The 19,489-nt window shown below is 63.4% G+C and carries 21 protein-coding genes; 9 read left to right on the top strand and 12 right to left on the bottom strand.

The features are described 5' to 3' along the window. Positions 1 to 56: 56 nt before the first annotated feature. The 3 genes from mgrA (at position 57) to BHMPCIPO_RS10995 (ending at position 3,015) form a co-directional block, all read left to right on the top strand. Positions 57 to 1,085 carry an L-glyceraldehyde 3-phosphate reductase gene (gene mgrA / locus BHMPCIPO_RS11005; protein WP_173516773.1) on the top strand — a complete coding sequence of 343 codons (1,029 nt, stop codon included), beginning with the start codon at positions 57 to 59 and terminating at the stop codon, positions 1,083 to 1,085. 275 nt (positions 1,086 to 1,360) lie between these two features. Further along, on the top strand, positions 1,361 to 2,467 hold the full coding sequence (locus BHMPCIPO_RS11000; RefSeq protein WP_173516772.1) for a TRAP transporter substrate-binding protein: 1,107 nt from the start codon (positions 1,361 to 1,363) through the stop codon (positions 2,465 to 2,467). Positions 2,468 to 2,601: 134 nt separating this feature from the next. Then, a complete protein-coding gene (locus BHMPCIPO_RS10995) occupies positions 2,602 to 3,015 on the top strand; it encodes a cupin domain-containing protein (RefSeq protein WP_173516771.1) in 414 nt (137 codons plus the stop codon). A gap of 301 nt (positions 3,016 to 3,316) precedes the next feature. Here the strand turns inward: BHMPCIPO_RS10995 and BHMPCIPO_RS10990 are convergent, their stop codons facing one another. Then, the gene (locus tag BHMPCIPO_RS10990) at positions 3,317 to 5,182 is read right to left on the bottom strand and encodes a TRAP transporter large permease (RefSeq protein ID WP_173516770.1); all 1,866 of its coding nucleotides are present in this window, start codon (positions 5,180 to 5,182) and stop codon (positions 3,317 to 3,319) included. Next, positions 5,179 to 5,754, bottom strand: coding sequence for a TRAP transporter small permease subunit (locus BHMPCIPO_RS10985; RefSeq protein WP_173516769.1), 576 nt, complete (start codon positions 5,752 to 5,754; stop codon positions 5,179 to 5,181). The genes BHMPCIPO_RS10990 and BHMPCIPO_RS10985 overlap by 4 nt, the downstream gene beginning before the upstream one ends. Before the next feature lie 353 nt (positions 5,755 to 6,107). On the opposite strand from BHMPCIPO_RS10985, the gene BHMPCIPO_RS10980 reads away from it, so the two are divergent. Next, positions 6,108 to 7,727: a glycoside hydrolase family 43 protein gene (locus BHMPCIPO_RS10980; RefSeq protein ID WP_446661674.1), complete on the top strand. Its 1,620-nt coding sequence runs from the start codon at positions 6,108 to 6,110 to the stop codon at positions 7,725 to 7,727. A 124-nt stretch (positions 7,728 to 7,851) separates the two neighbouring features. Continuing rightward, on the top strand, positions 7,852 to 8,217 hold the full coding sequence (locus BHMPCIPO_RS10975; protein ID WP_173516767.1) for an RcnB family protein: 366 nt from the start codon (positions 7,852 to 7,854) through the stop codon (positions 8,215 to 8,217). A 242-nt stretch (positions 8,218 to 8,459) separates the two neighbouring features. Here the strand turns inward: BHMPCIPO_RS10975 and zigA are convergent, their stop codons facing one another. Together zigA and znuA are read right to left on the bottom strand one after the other, a co-directional pair. Continuing rightward, a complete protein-coding gene (gene zigA / locus BHMPCIPO_RS10970; RefSeq protein WP_173516766.1) occupies positions 8,460 to 9,662 on the bottom strand; it encodes a zinc metallochaperone GTPase ZigA in 1,203 nt (400 codons plus the stop codon). Between the two features lie 353 nt (positions 9,663 to 10,015). Then, on the bottom strand, positions 10,016 to 11,050 hold the full coding sequence (znuA, locus tag BHMPCIPO_RS10965; RefSeq protein WP_173516765.1) for a zinc ABC transporter substrate-binding protein ZnuA: 1,035 nt from the start codon (positions 11,048 to 11,050) through the stop codon (positions 10,016 to 10,018). A gap of 184 nt (positions 11,051 to 11,234) precedes the next feature. Between znuA and BHMPCIPO_RS10960 the strand changes: the two genes are divergently transcribed. The 3 genes from BHMPCIPO_RS10960 to BHMPCIPO_RS10950 are packed head-to-tail and all read left to right on the top strand — an operon-like array spanning position 11,235 to position 13,358. Next, complete coding sequence (locus tag BHMPCIPO_RS10960; RefSeq protein WP_173516764.1) at positions 11,235 to 12,140, top strand: ATP-binding cassette domain-containing protein; 906 nt, start codon at positions 11,235 to 11,237, stop codon at positions 12,138 to 12,140. Further along, positions 12,133 to 12,963: a zinc ABC transporter permease subunit ZnuB gene (gene znuB, locus BHMPCIPO_RS10955; RefSeq protein ID WP_173516763.1), complete on the top strand. Its 831-nt coding sequence runs from the start codon at positions 12,133 to 12,135 to the stop codon at positions 12,961 to 12,963. The genes BHMPCIPO_RS10960 and znuB overlap by 8 nt, the downstream gene beginning before the upstream one ends. Then, on the top strand, positions 12,963 to 13,358 hold the full coding sequence (locus tag BHMPCIPO_RS10950) for a Fur family transcriptional regulator (protein WP_173516762.1): 396 nt from the start codon (positions 12,963 to 12,965) through the stop codon (positions 13,356 to 13,358). The genes znuB and BHMPCIPO_RS10950 overlap by 1 nt, the downstream gene beginning before the upstream one ends. Positions 13,359 to 13,409: 51 nt before the next feature. Here BHMPCIPO_RS10950 and BHMPCIPO_RS10945 read toward each other — a convergent pair whose 3' ends face one another. From BHMPCIPO_RS10945 to BHMPCIPO_RS33435, 7 genes are all read right to left on the bottom strand, one after another. Continuing rightward, positions 13,410 to 13,940 (bottom strand): gamma carbonic anhydrase family protein, encoded by a 531-nt coding sequence (locus BHMPCIPO_RS10945; protein ID WP_173516761.1) that lies wholly within the window; start codon positions 13,938 to 13,940, stop codon positions 13,410 to 13,412. 77 nt (positions 13,941 to 14,017) lie between these two features. Further along, complete coding sequence (locus BHMPCIPO_RS10940; protein ID WP_173516760.1) at positions 14,018 to 14,704, bottom strand: fumarylacetoacetate hydrolase family protein; 687 nt, start codon at positions 14,702 to 14,704, stop codon at positions 14,018 to 14,020. 252 nt (positions 14,705 to 14,956) lie between these two features. Beyond that, positions 14,957 to 15,163, bottom strand: a complete 207-nt coding sequence (locus BHMPCIPO_RS10935) for a hypothetical protein (protein ID WP_173516759.1) — start codon at positions 15,161 to 15,163, stop codon at positions 14,957 to 14,959. Between the two features lie 323 nt (positions 15,164 to 15,486). Continuing rightward, positions 15,487 to 15,723, bottom strand: coding sequence for a DUF982 domain-containing protein (locus BHMPCIPO_RS10930; RefSeq protein WP_173516758.1), 237 nt, complete (start codon positions 15,721 to 15,723; stop codon positions 15,487 to 15,489). Positions 15,724 to 15,896: 173 nt separating this feature from the next. Beyond that, on the bottom strand, positions 15,897 to 16,133 hold the full coding sequence (locus tag BHMPCIPO_RS10925; RefSeq protein ID WP_173516757.1) for a hypothetical protein: 237 nt from the start codon (positions 16,131 to 16,133) through the stop codon (positions 15,897 to 15,899). A 212-nt stretch (positions 16,134 to 16,345) separates the two neighbouring features. Continuing rightward, positions 16,346 to 16,738: a hypothetical protein gene (locus tag BHMPCIPO_RS10920; RefSeq protein ID WP_173516756.1), complete on the bottom strand. Its 393-nt coding sequence runs from the start codon at positions 16,736 to 16,738 to the stop codon at positions 16,346 to 16,348. Between the two features lie 236 nt (positions 16,739 to 16,974). Further along, a complete protein-coding gene (locus BHMPCIPO_RS33435) occupies positions 16,975 to 17,097 on the bottom strand; it encodes a hypothetical protein (RefSeq protein WP_282439026.1) in 123 nt (40 codons plus the stop codon). Positions 17,098 to 17,476: 379 nt separating this feature from the next. On the opposite strand from BHMPCIPO_RS33435, the gene dusA reads away from it, so the two are divergent. Next, positions 17,477 to 18,574: a tRNA dihydrouridine(20/20a) synthase DusA gene (dusA, locus tag BHMPCIPO_RS10915; protein WP_173516755.1), complete on the top strand. Its 1,098-nt coding sequence runs from the start codon at positions 17,477 to 17,479 to the stop codon at positions 18,572 to 18,574. A gap of 260 nt (positions 18,575 to 18,834) precedes the next feature. Here the strand turns inward: dusA and BHMPCIPO_RS10910 are convergent, their stop codons facing one another. Then, positions 18,835 to 19,047 carry a cold-shock protein gene (locus BHMPCIPO_RS10910; RefSeq protein ID WP_173516754.1) on the bottom strand — a complete coding sequence of 71 codons (213 nt, stop codon included), beginning with the start codon at positions 19,045 to 19,047 and terminating at the stop codon, positions 18,835 to 18,837. Positions 19,048 to 19,489: the final 442 nt, after the last annotated feature.

Genomic DNA, 19,489 nt, shown 5'->3' with positions numbered 1-19,489 from the left:
TTTCGAGGGTGGCGGATAGGGTCGCCATCCGGATACGGATCGCGGAGGATTTTGCGATGACCTGGCTACCGGCGGAAAACCGCTACGACACCATGAAATATAACCGCGTCGGCCGCTCCGGCCTGAAGCTGCCGGCGATCTCGCTGGGGCTCTGGCACAATTTCGGCGGCGACACGCCGCATGACCGCAAGGTCGAGATGTGCCGCACCGCCTTCGATCTCGGCATCACCCATTTCGATCTCGCCAACAATTACGGCCCGCCTCCGGGCTCGGCCGAAACCGCCTTCGGCGAGATCATGCGCACGGATTTTGCTGGTCTGCGCGACGAGCTGATCATCTCCTCCAAGGCCGGCTACGACATGTGGCCTGGCCCCTACGGCGAATGGGGCAGCCGCAAGTACCTGATCGCTTCCTGCGACCAGAGCCTGAAGCGCATGGGCCTCGACTATGTCGACATCTTCTATTCGCACCGCTTCGATCCGGATACGCCGCTCGAAGAGACTTGCGGCGCGCTCGACCATATCGTGCGCTCGGGCCGGGCGCTCTATGTCGGCATCTCCTCCTACAATTCACAGCGCACCCGCGAAGCGGCGGCCATCCTGAAGGAACTGGGCACACCCTGCCTCATCCACCAGCCGAGCTATTCGATGCTCAATCGCTGGATCGAGGATGACGGCCTGATCCACACGCTCGAAGATCTCGGCATCGGCTCGATCGTCTTCTCGCCGCTCGCCCAGGGCATGCTGACGACCAAGTACCTCCAGGGCATTCCGGGCGACAGCCGTGCGGCGCAGAACCACTTCCTCAAGAAGGACTTCATCCGCCCGGAGATCATCGAAAACATCCGCAAACTGAACGCCATTGCCGAAAAGCGCGGCCAGACCTTGGCGCAGATGGCGCTTGCCTGGGTCTTGCGCGGCGGCCGCATCACCTCGGCGCTGATCGGCGCCAGCCGCTCCGAGCAGATCGTCGATTGCGTCAAGGCGTTGGAGAACGACACGTTCACGGCAGACGAGCTGGCCGAGATCGATCTCTATGCGCGCGAGGCCGACATCAACCTCTGGGCCAAGTCAGCCGAGCTCTAAGTTCTGCTGAAAACATTGATTTGCCTGCATTTTGGGCAATATTGTCTGCTTTCCGGCGCATTAGACAAAAGTCGAAGATGTGCCGGAAATCGCCTTCTGGACATGCCTTGGTGTTTCTGTAAGGTGCGAGCATGCCCGTCGGTTACGGCGCCGATTTGCGCCGTTTCGGCAGGTTAACGAGGAGGAGCCACCGTCGTCCGGGAAGGGGCGGGGTGGATTGATGGGTGGTGGCGCTGATCGCGGCCGCCCTTTTGGCGAGAACTAGGGGAGGAACCATGGATCGCCGTTCATTTATCAAAAACGCGGGTCTCGGCGGGCTCGGTGCGGCTGCCGCCACGGCACTCGCATCGCCGGCCATCGCGCAATCGAACCCGAAGATCAACTGGCGCCTGGCATCGTCGTTCCCGAAATCGCTCGACACGATCTACGGCGGCGGCGAAGTGCTGGCAAAATATGTGTCGGAAGCAACCGACGGCGCCTTCCAGATCCAGGTCTTTGCTGCCGGCGAAATCGTTCCCGGCCTGCAGGCCGCTGACGCTGCTGCGGCCGGTACGGTCGAAGCCTGCCACACGGTTGCCTACTATTACTGGGGCAAGGATCCGACCTGGGCGCTGGGCTCTGCCGTGCCCTTCGCGCTCAATGCGCGCGGCATGAACGCCTGGCATTACCATGGCGGCGGCATCGACATGTTCAACGAATTCCTGGGGGCCCAGGGCCTCGTCGGCTTCCCCAACGGCAATACCGGCGTGCAGATGGGCGGCTGGTTCCGCAAGGAGATCAAAACGGTCGCCGACCTGCAGGGCCTGAAGATGCGCATCGGGGGCTTCGCCGGCAAGGTCGTCGAAAGGCTCGGCGTCGTGCCGCAGCAGATCGCCGGCGGCGACATCTATCCGGCGCTCGAAAAGGGCACCATCGACGCGGCCGAGTGGGTCGGACCCTATGACGACGAGAAGCTCGGCTTCTACAAGGTCGCGCCCTATTACTACTATCCCGGCTGGTGGGAAGGTGGCCCGACGGTCCATGCGATGTTCAACAAGGCGGCCTTCGACGGCCTGCCGAAGAACTATCAGTCGCTGCTGCGCATCGCCTGCCAGGCGGCTGACGCGAACATGCTGCAGAAGTACGACTACCTGAATCCGTCGGCGATCAAGCGCCTCGTTGCGTCCGGCGCAAAGCTTAGCCCGTTCAGCGCCGAAATCCTGTCGGCCTGCTTCGACAAGGCGAACGAAGTCTATGCCGAAATGGAAGACGCGAACCCAACCTTCAAGAAGATCTGGGACTCGATCAAGGCCTTCCGTGGCGAGTATTACCTCAATGCCCAGATCGCCGAATACAACTACGACACCTTCATGATGATCCAGCAGCGCGGCGGCAAGCTCTAAGCTTCCACCCGTTGGACAGATCAGGAGCCGCTCGCAACATCCATTGCGGGCGGCTTTTTCGTTCGGCGGCATCAACCGGCGAACGCAGCAGCTTCGTGGTAGACTTGCGGCCTCAACGGAACGGAGGAGCAGCCATGCCAGGCGAAGGCCAATCGCTCGTGCTCGGACCCGGCGAGGGCCGGCGGTACGACATGGGCGCCATACAGGCGGTGTTCAAGGCCGATGGGCCGGAGACCGAGGGGCGCTTTTCAATCTCGGAATGGTGGCTGGAGGCCTGGCATGAAGGGCCGGGCGCCCATAAGCACGACGACAATGACGAGATCTTCTACGTGATCGAGGGAACCGCCAGCATCCTCGTCGGCGAGACCTGGCACCAGATGGCCGAGGGCTCGCTCTGCGTCATCCCGCGCGGGACGATGCATGATTTTCGCAACGAGAGCGCCTCGTGCATGGGCCTGCTCAACGTCTTCGTCGGAGGTCCGTTCGAGGAAATGATGCCGATGATCGTCGATTGGTATCGGGAAAACCCGGCGAAGCGGCTCGACTGAGCGGAATATCTATCCGGAGGAACCCGTCAGCCAATGAAGACGGCGGCCTGGTTAGCGGGCATCCATCCTCCGCCGTCCGCGCCCTTGTGGCGGGAAGCCAGCGACCCGACGTCCGTCGGGTCTAAGACTCTTTTCAGCCCAAGGATCTTGGATAGCGCCCGGGCTTGCCCGGCAAGCTTGCGTCGATCGGTTTTGCCTTTGCCGACAGCCTCACGGCGGCGCCGCAAAGGACCATCTCCGGAGGACGGCAAGCTGAGAGGGCGGCCCGTGGGGCCGCCCTCTATTTGCGTGCCTGTCCGCTCTACTTGAACGATGGCGGCTGGCTGAGGTCGTTTGAAGGTGCCGTTTGCGGCTGGGCACCCGTGCCGCCAAATGAAGGCGGCTGGCTAAGGTCGTTCGACGGCGCCGGCTGCGGCTGGGCACCGCCACCCTGATCGGCAGGCTTCTGGTCGGCCGGCTTCTGGTCGAGCGGGCTGCCGCCCGGAAGCTGCAGGCCGCCGGGCAGGCCGAGGCCGCCGCCGTTGTCCGGAAGCCCCAGGCCGCCACCACCGGTGCCGAAACCGGGCACCTCGATCTTGATCGTGTTCGGATCGACGGCATTGCCTGTTCCCTTGTAGTGCATGACCATCTGCGGGAACATGATCGTCAGCGCCACCATCAGGATCTGGATGCCGACGAAGGGCACCGCACCCCAGTAGATCTGCCCGGTCGTGACCGGCTGGATCGTCTTGCCGGTGATCTTGTCGAGATACGGCACCCTTGCTGCGACCGAGCGCAGGTAGAAGAGCGCGAAGCCGAAGGGCGGGTGCATGAAGCTCGTCTGCATGTTGATGCCGAGCAGCACGCCGAACCAGATGAGGTCGATGCCGAGCTTGTCGGCCGCGGGCGCCAGCAGCGGAACGATGATGAAGGCAAGCTCAAAGAAATCCAGGAAGAAGGCCAGGAAGAAGACGAGCACGTTGACGGTAATGAGGAAGCCGACTTCGCCGCCCGGCATTGCCGTCAGCAGGTGTTCGACCCAGATGTGGCCGTTGACCCCGTAGAAGGTGAGCGAGAAGACGCGCGCCCCGATCAGGATGAACAGCACGAAGGCCGAAAGCCGGGTGGTGGCCGTGAGGGCGCCGCGCACGACGTCCATGTGCAGCCGGCCCTTGGCCGCAGCCATGATCAGCGCGCCGACCGCGCCCATGGCGCCGCCTTCCGTCGGCGTCGCGATGCCGAGGAAGATGGTGCCGAGGACGAGGAAGATCAGCGCCAGCGGCGGGATCAGCACGATGATGACCTGCTGGGCGAGCCGCGACATCGCATTGATCTTCAGGCTCTTGTCGGCAAGGGCGGCGACATAGATGAAGGCGACGCCAACCGTTGCACCGAGAATGTCGGCGTTCTCGCCCTGGGTCGGGGAGAGGTAGACGTGGGCGGCATAGGCGATGCCGGCTGCTACCGCGAGCGCGATCGCCAGCGAGGTGACGCCGGAACCCAACGTGCGCGCTTCCAGCGGCAGCGCCGGCATGGAGTCACGCTTCAGGATCGTCATGATCAGGATATAGGTCATGTAAAGGCCGGTCAGCACCAGACCCGGGATCAGCGCGCCGGCATACATGTCGCCGACCGAGCGGCCGAGCTGGTCGGCAAGAACGATCAGGACGAGCGACGGCGGGATGATCTGGGCGAGCGTGCCCGAAGCCGCGATGACGCCCGAGGCGACCTTCCGGTCATAGCCGTAGCGCAGCATGATCGGCAGCGAGATCAGGCCCATGGCGATGACCGATGCGGCAACGACGCCTGTCGTGGCGGCAAGCAGCGCGCCGACGAAGATCACCGCATAGGCAAGACCGCCGCGGATTGGCCCGAAGAGCTGGCCGATCGTGTCGAGCAGGTCTTCGGCCATGCCCGATTTCTCGAGCACGATCCCCATGAAGGTAAAGAAGGGGATGGCGAGCAACGTGTCGTTCGACATCACCCCCCAGAACCGGTCCGGCAGTGCGTTGAGCAGCGGCCAGGAAAGGTTGATCGAGTCGGACAGCGGCGCGAGCTCGACGCCGATGATGAAGAACAAGAGGCCGTTGGCGGCGAGCGAGAAGGCGACCGGGTATCCCAAGAGCAGGAACACGATCAGCGACGCGAACATGATCGGCGCCAGGTTTTCAGCAATGAATTCGATCATGGACGGGTCTCCGGAGACACGGCATCGTCAAGCGGCGCATGGGTCGGCACATAGGGTGTCGGGTCCTCCATGTTGCCGGTCATGATCGCGACCTTCTTGATGATCTCGGATACGCCCTGAAAGGCGAGCAGCAGAAAGCCGACGAGCAGGATGGCCTTGGCCGGCCAGATGATCAGGCCGCCGGCCGAGGAGGAGACTTCGCCCGAGACGTAGGACATCCTCACATAGGGGAAGAGGTAGTAGAGCACGAGCAGCACGAAGGGCATCAGGAACAGGAGGTGTCCCAGCAAATCGATCCAGTGCTGCACGCGGCGCGAGAACTGGCCGTAGACCACGTCGATGCGGATATGCTCGTTCTGGCTCAGCGTGTAGGCGGCCGCAAACATGAAGGCGGCGCCGAACAGGTACCATTGCGCCTCGAGCCAGGCGTTCGACGACATGTTGAAGATCTTTCGGATCACGGCATTGCCGGCGCTGACGAGCACAGCGGCCAGGATCAGCCATGAAACGCTCTTTCCGATGAATTCCGTAATCGTGTCTATTAATCGGCTGAAGCCGAGCAAAACTCTCATCGATTTCCTCCCCGCGATGGCTTCTTATCGTTGTTGTGCCAAGCACAGCCAGAGTGCCGATTTCAAGCGCGCGTTCAAGTGCGAGACGTGATTTTCCCATGTAGTTCGGCCGCCTCCGACTAAAGTAGAATGTGCCGCCCCGCGCTCTGCTCATTGTTTGTGCAAACCCGTGCCGCCTCGTCGGTACGAGCACCGGCGGACGGTTCAAGGCGGCGCGTCTGCCGCGCGAATCGATGTGGAAAGACCGCCACAGAGGGCGGCGCGCATTTTACTGCAACGTTGCAGTCTTGAAATCGTATGATTTTTGAGATCGGATGCGCGCACCAACGGAGGACGCCGAAACCATGACCACGATGATCCGCAACCCGATTCTCAGGGGATTCAACCCCGACCCCTCGATCTGCCGCGTCGGCGACGATTACTACATCGCGACCTCCACCTTCGAATGGTATCCGGGCGTGCAGATCCATCACTCGCGCGACCTCGTGAACTGGCGGCTCGTTCGTCGGCCGCTGGAGCGCGCCAGCCAGCTCGACATGCGCGGCAACCCCGACAGCTGCGGCGTCTGGGCGCCGTGCCTCTCCTATGACGACGGGCTGTTCTGGCTGGTCTATACCGACGTCAAGCGCTTCGACGGCAATTTCAAGGACGCGCACAACTACATCGTCACCGCGGAGGCGATCGAGGCGACCTGGTCGGACCCGGTCTACGTCAATTCGTCCGGCTTCGACCCCTCGCTTTTCCACGACGACGATGGCCGCAAGTGGTTCCTCAACATGCAGTGGAACCACCGCACCGAGAGTTTCGGCGGCTCGCCGAAGCATCCGGCCTTCGACGGCATCTTGCTGCAGGAGTGGGACGAGCGCACACGCAAGCTCGTCGGTCCGGTGAAGAACATCTTTGCCGGCTCGCCGCTCGGCCTCGTCGAGGGCCCGCATCTCTTCAAGCGGAACGGCTGGTACTATCTGACGACGGCCGAGGGCGGCACCGGCTACGATCATGCGGTCACCATGGCGCGTTCGCGCACTATCGACGGCCCGTACGAGATGCATCCGAACACCCATCTGATCACGTCGAAGGATCACCCGGAAGCGCCGTTGCAGCGCGCCGGTCACGGCCAATATGTCGAGACGCCCGACAGCCAGGCCTATCACACGCATCTTGCCGGCCGGCCGTTGCCGCCGCAGCGTCGCTGCACGCTCGGCCGCGAGACGGCGCTGCAGAAATGCGTCTGGCGCGATGACGGCTGGCTCTATCTCGAAAGCGGCGGCAAGGTGCCGGAGGTGCTCGTGCCCCCTCCGGCTGCGGCAGAGCAGCTACCGGCAGAGACCGTCGTGGAGACGGATTTCGACGGGGGCGTCCTTCCGATCGAGTTTCAATGGCTGCGCACGCCTCAGCCGGCGCGGATCTTCTCGCTCGAATTGCGGGCCGGACATCTCAGGCTCTTCGGGCGGGAGAGCATCGGCAGCTGGTTCGAACAGGCGCTGGTCGCGCGTCGGCAAGAGCATCATGCCTTCCGCGCCGAAACAGCGGTCGAGTTTGTGCCGGAAACCTACCAGCAGGTCGCGGGCCTGACGCATTATTACAACCGCCACAAGTTCCATGCGCTTGGCGTGACGTGGCACGAAACACTCGGGCGGGCGCTGACGATCCTCTCATGCCCCGGCGATTTCCCGCATGGGCGGCTGGAGTTTCCCGTCGGCAGCGGTATCGCCATTCCAGAGGGTCGGATCGAGCTGGCCGTGGAGATCCGCGACAACGACCTGCAGTTCTTCTGGCGGCAGGCGCCTGCCGGGGATTGGCACGCGATAGGCCCGGTTCTCGACGCGGGCGTGGTCTCGGACGAGGGCGGCCGCGGCGAGCATGGATCTTTCACCGGCGCCTTCGCCGGCATGTTCGCCTTCGACACATCCGGCGCGGGCAGGGCGGCGGATTTCGATTGTTTCCGATACATCAGCCTTGCGGCCGACTGATGCGTGCGCATTAGAAAAGTCGAATAAGTATAGGATATCATTGCGTATTTGTAATGTAGACTTTCATATTCGGTTCAGGAGGCGGGGCCTAATTTCCGGGTGTAGACAACGAAAGGACACCCGAATGAAACCTCTCCTGATCGCGCTCGTCGCCAGTTCCGTCCTGATCACGCCGGTCGCAGCGCTTGCCCAGCCGGCAGGATCCTTCGAGGTGGCTGAGAACTATGACCGCTCCCGCCGCCCTGTTGATCGTCACGTCGATAAGCACGTCACGATCGAGAAGCGCGTGATCGTCAAGAAGAAGGAGCGCTGGACGCGCGGCCATCGCCTGACACCGGCCGAGCGCCGCCACATGGCGCAGGTGCGCGACTATCGCTATTACAAGCTGCGCCCGCCACCGCGCGGCCAGCAGTGGCTGCGGGTCGACAACGACTTCCTGCTGATCAGCCTGGCGACCGGCGTCATCGTCGGACTGGCGACGGCTCGGTAAGTATCATTTGCTGGCCACGGGGCGGGGGGACGCCACCCCCCGCGCTGCTGGCATTGCGAGGGCCGACGGGTCCTCCCGTTCCCCGAACAACAACACCTCGATCTCGCCCATTGGCTCCGGCGCCGCTTCGTCCCCGGGCCTATCCCCGAGGAACGGATCGAACATCGGCACGGGGCGTCCGGCGGCATTCAGCGCCATGCACATGAAGCGCGGCCGGCGCGGGGCGGGCGCAGTCTTGGCCATCAGGCAGCCCGCGGCGACCAGTTGGCGAAGGGATCGGCGAGATCGCGCCAGCGTTCCGGGCGGAAGCTTTCGTCCGTCAGCAGGCAGGCGTCGAGTTCGGCGCGAAGCGCAGCCTCGTCCATGGGGTCCGCACCGATGAAGACGATCTCCTGGCGGCGGTCGCCCCAGACCGGGTCGATATAGGGACCGACTGCTTTCAGGAAACCCGGATCGCGCGGCCATTGCTCCTTCGGCACCGCCGACCACCAAAGGCCCATCTTGCCGGTTCTGACCAGCGGTCCCGCCTGACTGATCTCGCCGACATAATGCGGGCGGGTCGCGAGCCAAAAGAAGCCCTTGGCCCGCAGCACGCCCGGCCAGGAGCGGTTGAGGAAGGCCTGGAAACGCATGGGGTCGAAAGGCCGGCGGGCGCGATAGACGAAGGAGCGGATGCCGTATTCCTCCGTTTCGGGAATATGGTCCTTGAAGCCGTTGAGTTCCTTGTACCAGAGCGGATGCTGCTCCGCCTTGACAAGGTCGAAGCGGCCGGTTCCGAGCACGTCTCGAAGCGCCACCTTACCGAAGTCGGTTTCGATCAGTCGTGCGTCCGGATTGAGGCCGACGATGATCTTGCGGGCGGCGTCCACCTGCTCGGGCGTAGCGGTGGCGATCTTGTTCAAGACCACGACATCGGCAAACTCGATCTGCTCGACCAGAAGGTCGACGAGCGTGCGCGTGTCGCCTTCGCCGGCGGTCTCGCCGCGATCGGCGAGGAAGTCGAGCGAGGAATAGTCCGCAATCAGGTTCACGGCATCGACCACCGTCACCATCGTGTCGAGCCGCGCGACGTCGGCAAGGCTCTCGCCGTCCTCGTCGCGAAAGTCGAAGGTGGTGGCAACGGGCAAGGGCTCGGAAATACCGCTCGATTCGATCAGCAGATAGTCGAAGCGGTTCTGTTCGGCGAGGTTGCGGACCTCCTTCAGGAGGTCGTCGCGCAACGTGCAACAGATGCAGCCATTGGTCATTTCCACCAGTTGCTCTTCCGTGCGCGAGAGGCCTGCGCCACCGTCGCGCACCAGCGCCGCGTCGATGTTGACCTCGCTCATGTCGTTGACGATGACAGCGACGCGCAGGCCGTCGCGGTTGGAAAGCACGTGGTTGAGCAGCGTCGTCTTGCCGGCGCCAAGGAAGCCCGAGAGAACGGTGACAGGGAGCTTTTCCATCGATGGTTCCTGTATGTTATATCGTTACATCCATGTGTGTAAGAATAGGCGGGCACGATCGCCCGCCTGATACGAGTGCGGCGTTTGGCGTTCGATCTTCCGGCCTGACCCCGATTTGCCAGTCAACCGGATCGTTGTCGCAACCTCTCTGTTGCCTGTGGTTGACCTTTCCTCTTGTCATCCTCGGGCTTGACCCGAGGATCCAGCCGACGGGTGCGATACCATAGGGCAGTCTCCCTCTCGCCCGCGGGCGTGGATGCTCGGGGCAAGCCCGAGCATGACGCAAGGAGGGAGGGATGGCAGGAGGGGACGGCGGGCGCAAACGCCCGCCCAACCCGTCCTGGGAGGAAGGGTCAGCTTGCCGAGGCGAGGCAGGTCTTGAGCGACGTGCCGATACCTTCCATCATCCGGAAGTAGAGATCCGGGCCGGCGTCGAGCGTTCCGGCTTCCGGGTCGAGCGTGCCGGATTTCGCCGGCGTTCCTTCGATCACCACGTTGATCAGCTTCGGCTCGAACTGCGGCTCGGCAAAGACGCACGTTGCCCCCAATTCCCTGATCTTGGCATGGATCTCAGAGAGCCGCTCGGCGCCTGGCAGCACCTCGGGGCTGACGGTGATCGAGCCGGCGACGCGGACCTTGTAGCGGTGCTCGAAATACTGGTAGGCGTCGTGGAAAACGACGAAGGGCTTGTCCTTCACCGGCGCCACGGTCTCCGTCAGCTTGGCGTCGAGCGCGTCCAGCCGCTTGTTCAATGCCTCGAGATTGGCCCTGTAGGCGTCGGCATTGTCCGGATCGGCTTCGGCGAGCGTCTTTTCGATCTCGGCGGCCATCGCCTTCGCATTCATCGGGTCGAGCCACATGTGCATGTCGGTATCGCCGTGGCCGTGGTCATGATCGTGATCGTGGCCTTCTTCAGCGCCTGCGGCCTCCGGCGCCGCTGCATGGTCGTGCTCCGCTTCGCTCTCGGCATGCTTGTGCCCTTCTTCGCCGTGCCCTTCATCACCATGGTCCTCGTCGTCATGGGCTTCGAAGGCGCCGCCCTCGCGGAATTTCAGCTTCTCGATCCCCGGCGCATCGCTGAGTTCCACCACCTTGGCGCCGTCGCTGAGTGCATCGAGCGGCTTGTCGAGAAAGGCTTCGAGGCCCGGGCCGACCCAGAAGACCACCTTGGCCGCCTGCAGGGCCGAGGCGTTCGAGGGCTTCATGTTGTAGGTGTGGGGAGAGGCGGCGCCCTCGACGATCAGCGACGGCTCGCCGACTCCCTGCATGATCGAGGCGACGAGGGAGTGGATCGGCTTGATCGAAACCACCACATTGGGTCCGGCCGCCGCAGCGGGTGCGGCAAGCAGCATGGTGGAGGCAAAGAGCAGGGCGGATGTCGATTTCATCGGGTTCTCCGGGCTTGAATGGCGCCTCTGGCCGCATCGACCAGGCACGCTTCGGGCATGCAAAGCTTTCACTCCAGCAGGCCAGTGATGGCCCTTGAAGTGGTTATGTAATGTTATTACATCAATTGCGTTATGCTATAACGTGTGCGATAGCCAGTGGCAACCATCAACCCGGAATTTTTTCATGCTGAACTTCCGCTCCCCAGAAACGCTGCCGCTGGTAAATCTCAGCAATGCCGGCGTCAGCCGCAATGGCCGCTGGCTGGTGCGCGGCGTCGAGTTCTCGATCAGCCCTGGCGAGATCGTCACGCTGATCGGACCGAACGGATCGGGCAAATCGACGACGGCGAAGACGGCGATCGGCGTGCTGAAGCCGGACGAGGGCTATGTCGAGCGCAAGCCGGGCCTCAAGGTCGGCTATGTGCCGCAGAAGCTCGCCGTCGACTGGACGCTGCCCTTGACTGTGGAGCGGCTGATGACGCTGACCGGCCCGCTGAGGGGCCGGGAAATCGAGGAGGCGCTGGCGGCGACCGGCGTGCTGCATCTCGCCAAGTCAGAGGTGCAGCATCTTTCGGGCGGCGAGTTCCAGCGGGCGCTTTTGGCGCGCGCCATTGCCCGCAAGCCGGACCTGCTGGTGCTCGACGAGCCGGTACAGGGCGTCGACTTCAGCGGCGAAATCGCGCTCTACGAACTGATCAAGCAGATCCGCAACCGTACCGGCTGCGGCATCCTGTTGATCTCGCATGATTTGCATATCGTCATGGCGGAAACCGACACCGTCGTCTGCCTGAACGGACATGTCTGCTGCCGCGGCACGCCGCAGGCCGTCAGCCAGAGCCCGGAATACCAGAGGCTCTTCGGACGGCGGGCGGCCAATACGCTTGCGGTCTACAGCCATCACCATGACCACACGCATCTGCCTGATGGTCGCGTGCTGCATGCGGACGGGTCGATCACCGAACATTGCTTCCCGGGCGATGGCCACCATCACGACGACCAGCAAAACGTGCACGACCACGGCGAGGATTGCGGCTGCGGCCACCATACGCGGCTGCACGGCTATGAGCAGAAGGAGAAGCGCGATGCTTGATGATTTCTTCGTGCGCGCGCTGATCGCCGGCGTCGGCATCGCCGTCATGGCCGGGCCGCTCGGCTGCTTCGTCATCTGGCGGCGCATGGCCTATTTCGGCGACACCATGGCGCATTCGGCGCTGCTCGGCGTGGCGCTGTCGCTGCTGCTCGAACTCAACCTGATGCTCAGCGTCTTCATCGTTGCCGCTGTCGTCTCGGTGCTGCTGCTCTTCCTGCAGCGGCGCGGCGCGCTGTCGACCGATGCGCTGCTCGGTATCCTCTCCCATTCGGCGCTGTCCTTCGGCCTGGTCATCGTCGCCTTCATGACCTGGGTGCGCATCGATCTCGTTGGCTTCCTCTTCGGCGACATCCTCGCGGTGACCGAATCCGACATCGACATCATCTGGGGCGGCGGCATCCTCGTCGTCTTCGCGATCGTCTATCTCTGGCGGCCGCTCTTGGCCTCCACCGTCAATCCGGAGCTGGCGGAGGCGGAGGGGCTGCAGCCCGAGCGCGCGCGGCTCTTCTTCATGCTGCTGATGGCGCTGGTGATCGCGATCGCCATGAAGATCGTCGGCATTCTCCTGATCACCTCGCTGCTGATCATTCCGGCCGCGACCGCACGGCGCTTCTCGACCTCGCCGGAGGTGATGGCGGTGCTTGCCTCCGTCATCGGTGCGCTCGCCGTCACGGGCGGACTTTTCGGTTCGCTGCACTGGGATACGCCGTCGGGTCCGTCTATCGTCGTTGCCGCGGTTGGGCTTTTCGCTCTGAGTCTGCTGCCGATCGGCCGCCGCCCGATCGAGGCAGCGCATCATTCCACGCCCGGAGGACACCACTGATGGCTACCCCGCTACTGACCAAGAACCAGACGCTGGTGATGGATGCGCTCAGCCATTCCGAAGGGCCGATGAGCGCCTATACCATTCTCGACAAGCTGCGCGACCATGGCTTTCGCGCGCCGCTGCAGGTCTATCGCGCGCTCGACAAGCTGCTGGAATACGGCCTCGTGCACCGGCTGGAGAGCCTGAACGCCTTTGTCGCCTGCACCTGCCCGCATGATCACGAGCACGACCATGGCGTCACCGCCTTCACCATCTGCGAAGGCTGCGGCCAGGTGACGGAGTTCCACGATGCGGCGATCGAGCAGCGGCTTTCGGCGCTGACGCGAGCGCAGAACTTCAAGACCGAGAAGACGACGATCGAGATCCGCGGCCATTGCCAGAGCTGCGCGTAAGTTCGGTCGCCTCGGCCGGGACGAAGCCGCCTTCCTGGAGCAGCTTGGCTTTCAATCCAGCCGGCTGAGGTCGGCGGCGTAGCGCCGCCAGTTTTTCACGTAGTGCGCTGCCGAGCGCTTCAGGCCCTCGACGGCGGCATCGTCCAGCGTGCGGATCGCTTTCGCCGGCGCGCCGACGATCAGCGAATTGTCGGGGAATTCCTTGCCTTCGGTCACCAGCGCATTGGCGCCGACAAGGCAGTTGCGGCCGATCTTGGCGCCGTTGAGCACGGTCGCGCCCATGCCGATCAGCGAATTGTCGCCGATGGTGCAGCCATGGATGATGGCGCCATGGCCGATGGTGCAGCCTTCGCCGATCGTCACCGGGAAGCCGGGGTCGACGTGGATGACGACGTTTTCCTGGATGTTGGTGCGGGCGCCGAGCTGGATCGGCTCGTTGTCGCCGCGAAGCGTCACGCCGAACCAGATGCCGACCTCGTCGCCGATCTCGACCTGGCCGATGACATTCGCGTCCGGCGCCACCCAGTAGCTCCCGTCCGATGGAGTCTGCGGGCGAAGCGATCCAAGGGCATAAAGCGGCATCGGCAGATATCCTTCCTGTCGTCTGAAGTGATGCAAGGCCGGGAACGGCGATTCACGCCGTTCCCGGCACGGTTCCCCTAAAGGACGTGCACGGCAAGGGCTGCGACGCCGTCGACACCGCAGGTGACCTCGTCGCCGCGCGCCACGGCACCGACGCCCGACGGCGTGCCTGTCATGATGACGTCGCCGGGGGCCAGCGTAAACAGCTTGGAGAGCTCGGCGATGATCTCCGGCACCTTCCAGATCATCTGGTCGAGATCGCCCTGCTGGCGCAGTTCGCCATTCACCTTCAGCCAGATATTGCCGTTGACCGGATGGCCGATCGCTTCGGCCGGCGTGATCGCCGAGATCGGGGCGGAATGTTCGAAGGCCTTGGCTGCCGCCCAGGGTTTCCCTGCCTTCTTGGCCTCGGCCTGCAGGTCGCGGCGGGTGAAGTCGATGCCGACGGCATAGCCGTAGACGCAATCCAGCGCGTCCTCGACGGCGATGTCGGTGCCGCCGCGCTTCAGCGCCACGACGAGTTCGACCTCGTGATGGACGTCGGCGGTCAGCGGCGGATAGGGGAAGGCGCTGCCGGCAGCAAGCAGGTTGTCCGGATTCTTCTGGAAGAAGAACGGCGGCTCGCGATCCGGGTCGTGACCCATCTCGATCGCATGGGCGGCATAGTTGCGGCCGACGCAGTAAACCCGGCGAACCGGAAAGCCGACCAGGCTGCCGGATATCGGCAGCAGAACGGGAAGCGGGGGAGGGATGATTGTTTCCATGATCGTCCGGTCTTGGGCGTCCATCTGTCTCAAGCGACAGGAAGGTTGCCGCGCATTTCGTGTACGCTCGCCGTCGGCCGATTGCGGTTTCAAGCGAGACGGAGAAGAATCCGGACGTTACTGCATAAATGCGCGAATCGGAATCGATCCGTAGAAAAATAAGACGAAGGATCGAGTGAGGGGAGCGGCATGGGCGCGCCCGGACGGGCGCGCGGGATCACGGCATCCGAGAGGCTGCCGTGAGCGGCAAACTCAGGCGCACTGTGCGTAGGCCTGAAGCTGATCTCGGGTCAGGAACCGGCCGTCCGAGCGCGAATTGAGCTCAGGATGGCTGTATTCAAGACTGGGGACCTGGGGAAGCTCAAGGGCCTGGCGCACGGTCATGATGCCGACGTCACGGCGGCCACCTTCACGCTTCACGCTGACTTCAACGATGCGATAGAGATTGCTCTCGCTCATATGTTCTCTCCCGTGTATCGTTTTTTTGAATTCCCTTATGGGGATTAAGCGCTCCGAAATTGGTTTTTGTGAGGCACCTCAGAATATAGGCCAGAGAAATGAAGGCTTCACGACAGAAATCGGGCCGTTTCTGGAAAAATCATGCGTGTTTGGGCGATAATGCGCCGAAACGATGCAGTTCTTGAGCAAATGCTCAATATCTGAGCCATCCCTCTCTTGTCATCGGCTATGCGGCTTCAACGAAAAAAACGGTAGTTTGCGCCCGCCGCTGGCGAGCGTTCGCCACCCGGAGGCGGCGAGATCCAGTCCGGCGCGAATGCGCCTCAGTGCGTGCCCAGTTCGGCTTCCTCGGCTGCCGAGATGAACAGCTTTCGCGCCTCCTCGGCCGTGCGGCGACCTTCGATCGCGGCGCGGCAAGCACTGCGGGCAGCAACATAGAACGGCCCCCGGCGGGGCCAATGGTCGGCAAGGCAGGCGAGCGCGTCTGAGGGGCCTTTGACGGTGCGGCAAACACCGCCAACAAAGTCGAGCTCGATCGGCTGTTTCCAGACTAATTGCATGCGTCTCCTCCTCGAGATCACCTCAATGAACATCGGCATTGCGGCTGTCGGCCCCTGGCTCCTCTCAAGTGGCGTCGGCAGTCGATCTTGCTAATGTAGCGCAGGAGGACGGATTTGTAAGCAGCTTTTCCGTGTTGTGCGGCCGGATGCAAGCACCGGCGGTAGGCGCAAGCCTAGCAGGAGGCGTCGCGCTGCAGGCGCTCGGCAAAGGCGCGCCCGGCAACGAGCAGGCGCATCTCGTCGGTGTTGCCGGCGAGATAGTCGTCGATCAGCATTCGGGCTTGGCGGCGTGCCCGTTCGCCGTCGCGCGCCCAGCCCTGTTCAAGGCAGAGTTCGTCGAAGACACGCTGCAGCCGCTCCATGTCGCCCTTCGACAGGGCAAGGCATTGCGTCGCTCGCAAAGGGGCCACCTGTTCCTCCCGCAGCACCGAGTTCCCCGGCACGCACTATGGCAGAACGGCGCCGAATTGAACCCCTTGGGAATGAGGGGTCTGTCGGCCTGGCGACACAGCGCCGCGCGGCTAATCAGACGCGCAAAGGTCGCTGTAGACTTTGATTTGCTGCATGTCTTTGTCCTTAAATCGAGGTCGATTTAAGGAGACATGCAGTAGGAGATTGTCGGTCAGGCCGCCGGTACGACGCGGTCGACCTTGGTGCGGCGGCCGCCTTCTTCGATGCGGTAATAGTCGGAGCCGATCAGCGCGTACTGGTCGCAACGCCGACCGCCGTCCTCGAAGGTGATGCAGACCTCGTCGCCGGTGATCGTGTAGGTTCCGCCATCACGCACTTCGTAGTCGCGATAGCCGTAACGGCCGTCGGCGAAAAAGGTGGAGGCGACACCGTTGAGATTGTAGCGCAGCGTCTTGCCGACGAGGAAGGCCTGCAGCGCGTCGCCGGACAGCGTCGGCACCGAGGGGGCGGCAGGTCTCGGTGTTGCGACCTCAGGCGCCTCCAACTCCATCGACTGGCATCCGGCCAGTAGAAGCGTGAGCAGTGCCGCGATCGCGCGTTTCATGCCGTCCGTCCTTGTTTCTGTCGGCAACGTTGCAGGAGCCAGGGCTTCCGCGGGTCAAACCACAGCGCCGCGCGTCCAATCAGACGTGCAAAGGTCGCTGCAGCACTTTGATTTGCTGCACGCCTTGGTCCTCTAAATCGAGGTCGATTTATGGAGACATGCAGTAACGCGCGGCGCTGTAATCGCCTCCAGGGGCACCTGTCAACCCCGCTGAACGCAGGCGCGCGGGGCAGCCTTCAGAAGAAGTTGCCGGCCACCGCCGCAGCGACCGTGGCAGCCAGCGCTGCAAGGACGATTGCTGCACCTATGACGGTCGCTATTGTTCGCCGGCGCCGTGCGCCGCTCCAATCGTAGCTCATGGTTTCGCTCCGACGACGATCATGTCGAAGCGGGACAATCGGCGATTCTGCTTAACAAAAGGGAAACCATGGCCTCTGGCCCGTCGAGGTGGGCTCGGGGATTACCGGAGCGTTGTGCAATTTCGCTGCACAGGCGAGATGCTCGCCGCCTTCTGGCCCTGGCTCAACGCCCGCATCGGCACGTCGGCGACACCGCGAACGTTGAACGAATGCCGATTCCGGCATGGGAACGCCATCTCGCATTCTCAGGTTTTACGCTGTATAAGGCGCCGTCCCGCAGGGAGCTTTGGCGCCGGGCGGCGCCACTGCAGCAGATCTGCCGCGAGTGCTACATTGTGGCACCGGCGCGCACAGCCAGAATGACGAGAGTTGACCGAGCATGGCAGACGGCCGCGCACAGCCCGGAAACCCGGGCAATCGCCACTATTTCAACGCACCGGTCTTTGCCGTGGCGCCGATGATCGATTGGACCGATAGGCACTACCGGTTCTTTGCGCGGCGCCTGTCGCAGCGTGCGCTGCTCTATACGGAAATGATCGTTGCCGAGGCGATCCTGCGTGGCGACCGGCAGAGGCTGCTCGGCTTCGATCTCTCGGAGCATCCGGTTGCGCTGCAGCTCGGCGGCAACGATCCGCGGAAGATGGCGGAGGCGGCCAAGATTGCCGAGGACTTCGGCTATGACGAGATCAACATGAATGTCGGCTGCCCGTCGGATCGGGTGCAGTCCGGCACGTTCGGCGCCTGCCTGATGCAGGAGCCGGAGACGGTGGCGGCCTGCGTTGCGGCGATGAAGGCGGCGGTCAGGATTCCGGTCACGGTCAAATGCCGCATCGGCGTCGACGACCAGGATCCGGAAGTGGCGCTGAGGACGCTCGTGGCACAGGTTGTCGCGGCCGGCACGGATGCCGTCTGGGTGCATGCGCGCAAGGCCTGGCTGCAGGGCTTGAGCCCCAGGGAAAACCGCGAGATCCCGCCGCTCGACTATGGTCTCGTGCACCGGTTGAAACAGGAAAATCCCAATCTTTTCATCGGCATCAATGGCGGTATTCAGACCTTGAGTCAGGCGCTTGAGCAGGTGCGGCACCTGGATGGCGTCATGCTCGGCCGTGCGGCCTATCACGACAGCGCCATGCTGACGGCGGCCGACGGGCATTTCCCGCATCCGCTGACGGGGGCGGCGCCGCGGGCACAGGAAGCCGGTGCGTTCTCCGAGCGCGGCCATCGCCTCGATCTCGATTTCTGGGTCGATGTGCGCGACGCAATGGCCGACTACGCCGGCGCCCATATCGCCAATGGCGGGCGGCTGATTCATGTGACGCGGCACATGGTCGGCCTGTTCCAGGGCTGGCCGGGGGCGCGGCGCTATCGCCAGCTTCTTTCGGCCGATGCCACCCGCAAGGGCGCCGGGCCGGAGGTGATCCACGCTGCCTTCGATGCCGTGTTCGAGGCGACGGCGGCGAAACAGGCGGCGGAGTAGGGCGCGGCTGGCGCCTGAGGTATGGGCGCAAACCTCACGACTCGTCATCCTCGGGCTTGACCCGAGGATCCATTGGCATGCGATAGAAACGCACGACCATCCGTCTCAGTTGGAAGCTCGGTTCTGGATGCTCGGGTCAAGCCCGAGCATGACGGAGAGTGTGGAGTCGTTGCGAACCCGCTTTCTACCGACCCCCAAACGAAAACGGCGCCCCTTGCGGAGCGCCGTTTCCAAATGAATGTCCGACTGGACGATCCGGCTTAGGCAGCCTGGATGTTGACGGCCTTCGGGCCCTTGCCCATGCGGTCCGGCTCGGTGTCGAAGGTGACCTGCTGGCCATCCTTGAGGGTTGCGAGACCAGCGGCCTGAACGGCGGAGATGTGTACGAACACGTCCTTCGCGCCGCCTTCCGGCGTGATGAAGCCGAAGCCCTTGTCCTGGTTGAAGAATTTTACGGTGCCCTTGGTGGCCATGGAAGAAGTCCTTTTCCTTCAGTCAAATTGCGTTGCCCGCGCCCCCTGGGGGATGTGGGCATGTCGTCTTCCGCTTGCAAGCGGAAAGGCGTCGAGTGGTCACGATATCGGGGAAAAGACGTCTACGGTGCCGATGCCGGCGGTCCCGGCCGGAGCCGGGCGCAGGTGAAAGTCCAGTCTCCGGGATTGAAATCGCCCGAACGGCGCAAGAAGTGACAGGATTTGCAGAAAAAGGCAAGCACCTTATACGCCGCAGGAAGGCGCGGAGCGTCTGTCTTTGCAAGGCTTTGGCCGGTTCTCGCCGCTCCCATTCGCCGCCAGGCAGAAAAATCGGGGACGGTCCGTTTCTCGACACAATTTCGTCCCGAGCTCGACCGAACGTGCGCGCCGCCGAAGGGCCGCTCGCGGATCCCGGCGGAGGTGTCGTGGCGCCGTGGCTTCG

The organism is Ensifer sesbaniae, assembly GCF_013283665.1.
In the GTDB taxonomy this organism is placed as follows: Bacteria; Pseudomonadota; Alphaproteobacteria; order Rhizobiales; family Rhizobiaceae; genus Ensifer; species Ensifer sesbaniae.
The sequence above is the reverse complement of the archived record's forward strand: the minus strand, read 5'-3'. Positions and strand labels throughout refer to the sequence as shown.

Coding starts and splice junctions, on each gene's coding strand:
- mgrA (WP_173516773.1), top strand. CDS start 57: ATGACCTGGCTACCGGCGGAAAACCGCTACGACACCATGAAATATAAC.
- BHMPCIPO_RS11000 (WP_173516772.1), top strand. CDS start 1,361: ATGGATCGCCGTTCATTTATCAAAAACGCGGGTCTCGGCGGGCTCGGT.
- BHMPCIPO_RS10995 (WP_173516771.1), top strand. CDS start 2,602: ATGCCAGGCGAAGGCCAATCGCTCGTGCTCGGACCCGGCGAGGGCCGG.
- BHMPCIPO_RS10990 (WP_173516770.1), bottom strand. CDS start 5,182: ATGATCGAATTCATTGCTGAAAACCTGGCGCCGATCATGTTCGCGTCG.
- BHMPCIPO_RS10985 (WP_173516769.1), bottom strand. CDS start 5,754: ATGAGAGTTTTGCTCGGCTTCAGCCGATTAATAGACACGATTACGGAA.
- BHMPCIPO_RS10980 (WP_446661674.1), top strand. CDS start 6,108: ATGATCCGCAACCCGATTCTCAGGGGATTCAACCCCGACCCCTCGATC.
- BHMPCIPO_RS10975 (WP_173516767.1), top strand. CDS start 7,852: ATGAAACCTCTCCTGATCGCGCTCGTCGCCAGTTCCGTCCTGATCACG.
- zigA (WP_173516766.1), bottom strand. CDS start 9,662: ATGGAAAAGCTCCCTGTCACCGTTCTCTCGGGCTTCCTTGGCGCCGGC.
- znuA (WP_173516765.1), bottom strand. CDS start 11,050: ATGAAATCGACATCCGCCCTGCTCTTTGCCTCCACCATGCTGCTTGCC.
- BHMPCIPO_RS10960 (WP_173516764.1), top strand. CDS start 11,235: ATGCTGAACTTCCGCTCCCCAGAAACGCTGCCGCTGGTAAATCTCAGC.
- znuB (WP_173516763.1), top strand. CDS start 12,133: ATGCTTGATGATTTCTTCGTGCGCGCGCTGATCGCCGGCGTCGGCATC.
- BHMPCIPO_RS10950 (WP_173516762.1), top strand. CDS start 12,963: ATGGCTACCCCGCTACTGACCAAGAACCAGACGCTGGTGATGGATGCG.
- BHMPCIPO_RS10945 (WP_173516761.1), bottom strand. CDS start 13,940: ATGCCGCTTTATGCCCTTGGATCGCTTCGCCCGCAGACTCCATCGGAC.
- BHMPCIPO_RS10940 (WP_173516760.1), bottom strand. CDS start 14,704: ATGGAAACAATCATCCCTCCCCCGCTTCCCGTTCTGCTGCCGATATCC.
- BHMPCIPO_RS10935 (WP_173516759.1), bottom strand. CDS start 15,163: ATGAGCGAGAGCAATCTCTATCGCATCGTTGAAGTCAGCGTGAAGCGT.
- BHMPCIPO_RS10930 (WP_173516758.1), bottom strand. CDS start 15,723: ATGCAATTAGTCTGGAAACAGCCGATCGAGCTCGACTTTGTTGGCGGT.
- BHMPCIPO_RS10920 (WP_173516756.1), bottom strand. CDS start 16,738: ATGAAACGCGCGATCGCGGCACTGCTCACGCTTCTACTGGCCGGATGC.
- BHMPCIPO_RS33435 (WP_282439026.1), bottom strand. CDS start 17,097: ATGAGCTACGATTGGAGCGGCGCACGGCGCCGGCGAACAATAGCGACC.
- dusA (WP_173516755.1), top strand. CDS start 17,477: ATGGCAGACGGCCGCGCACAGCCCGGAAACCCGGGCAATCGCCACTAT.
- BHMPCIPO_RS10910 (WP_173516754.1), bottom strand. CDS start 19,047: ATGGCCACCAAGGGCACCGTAAAATTCTTCAACCAGGACAAGGGCTTC.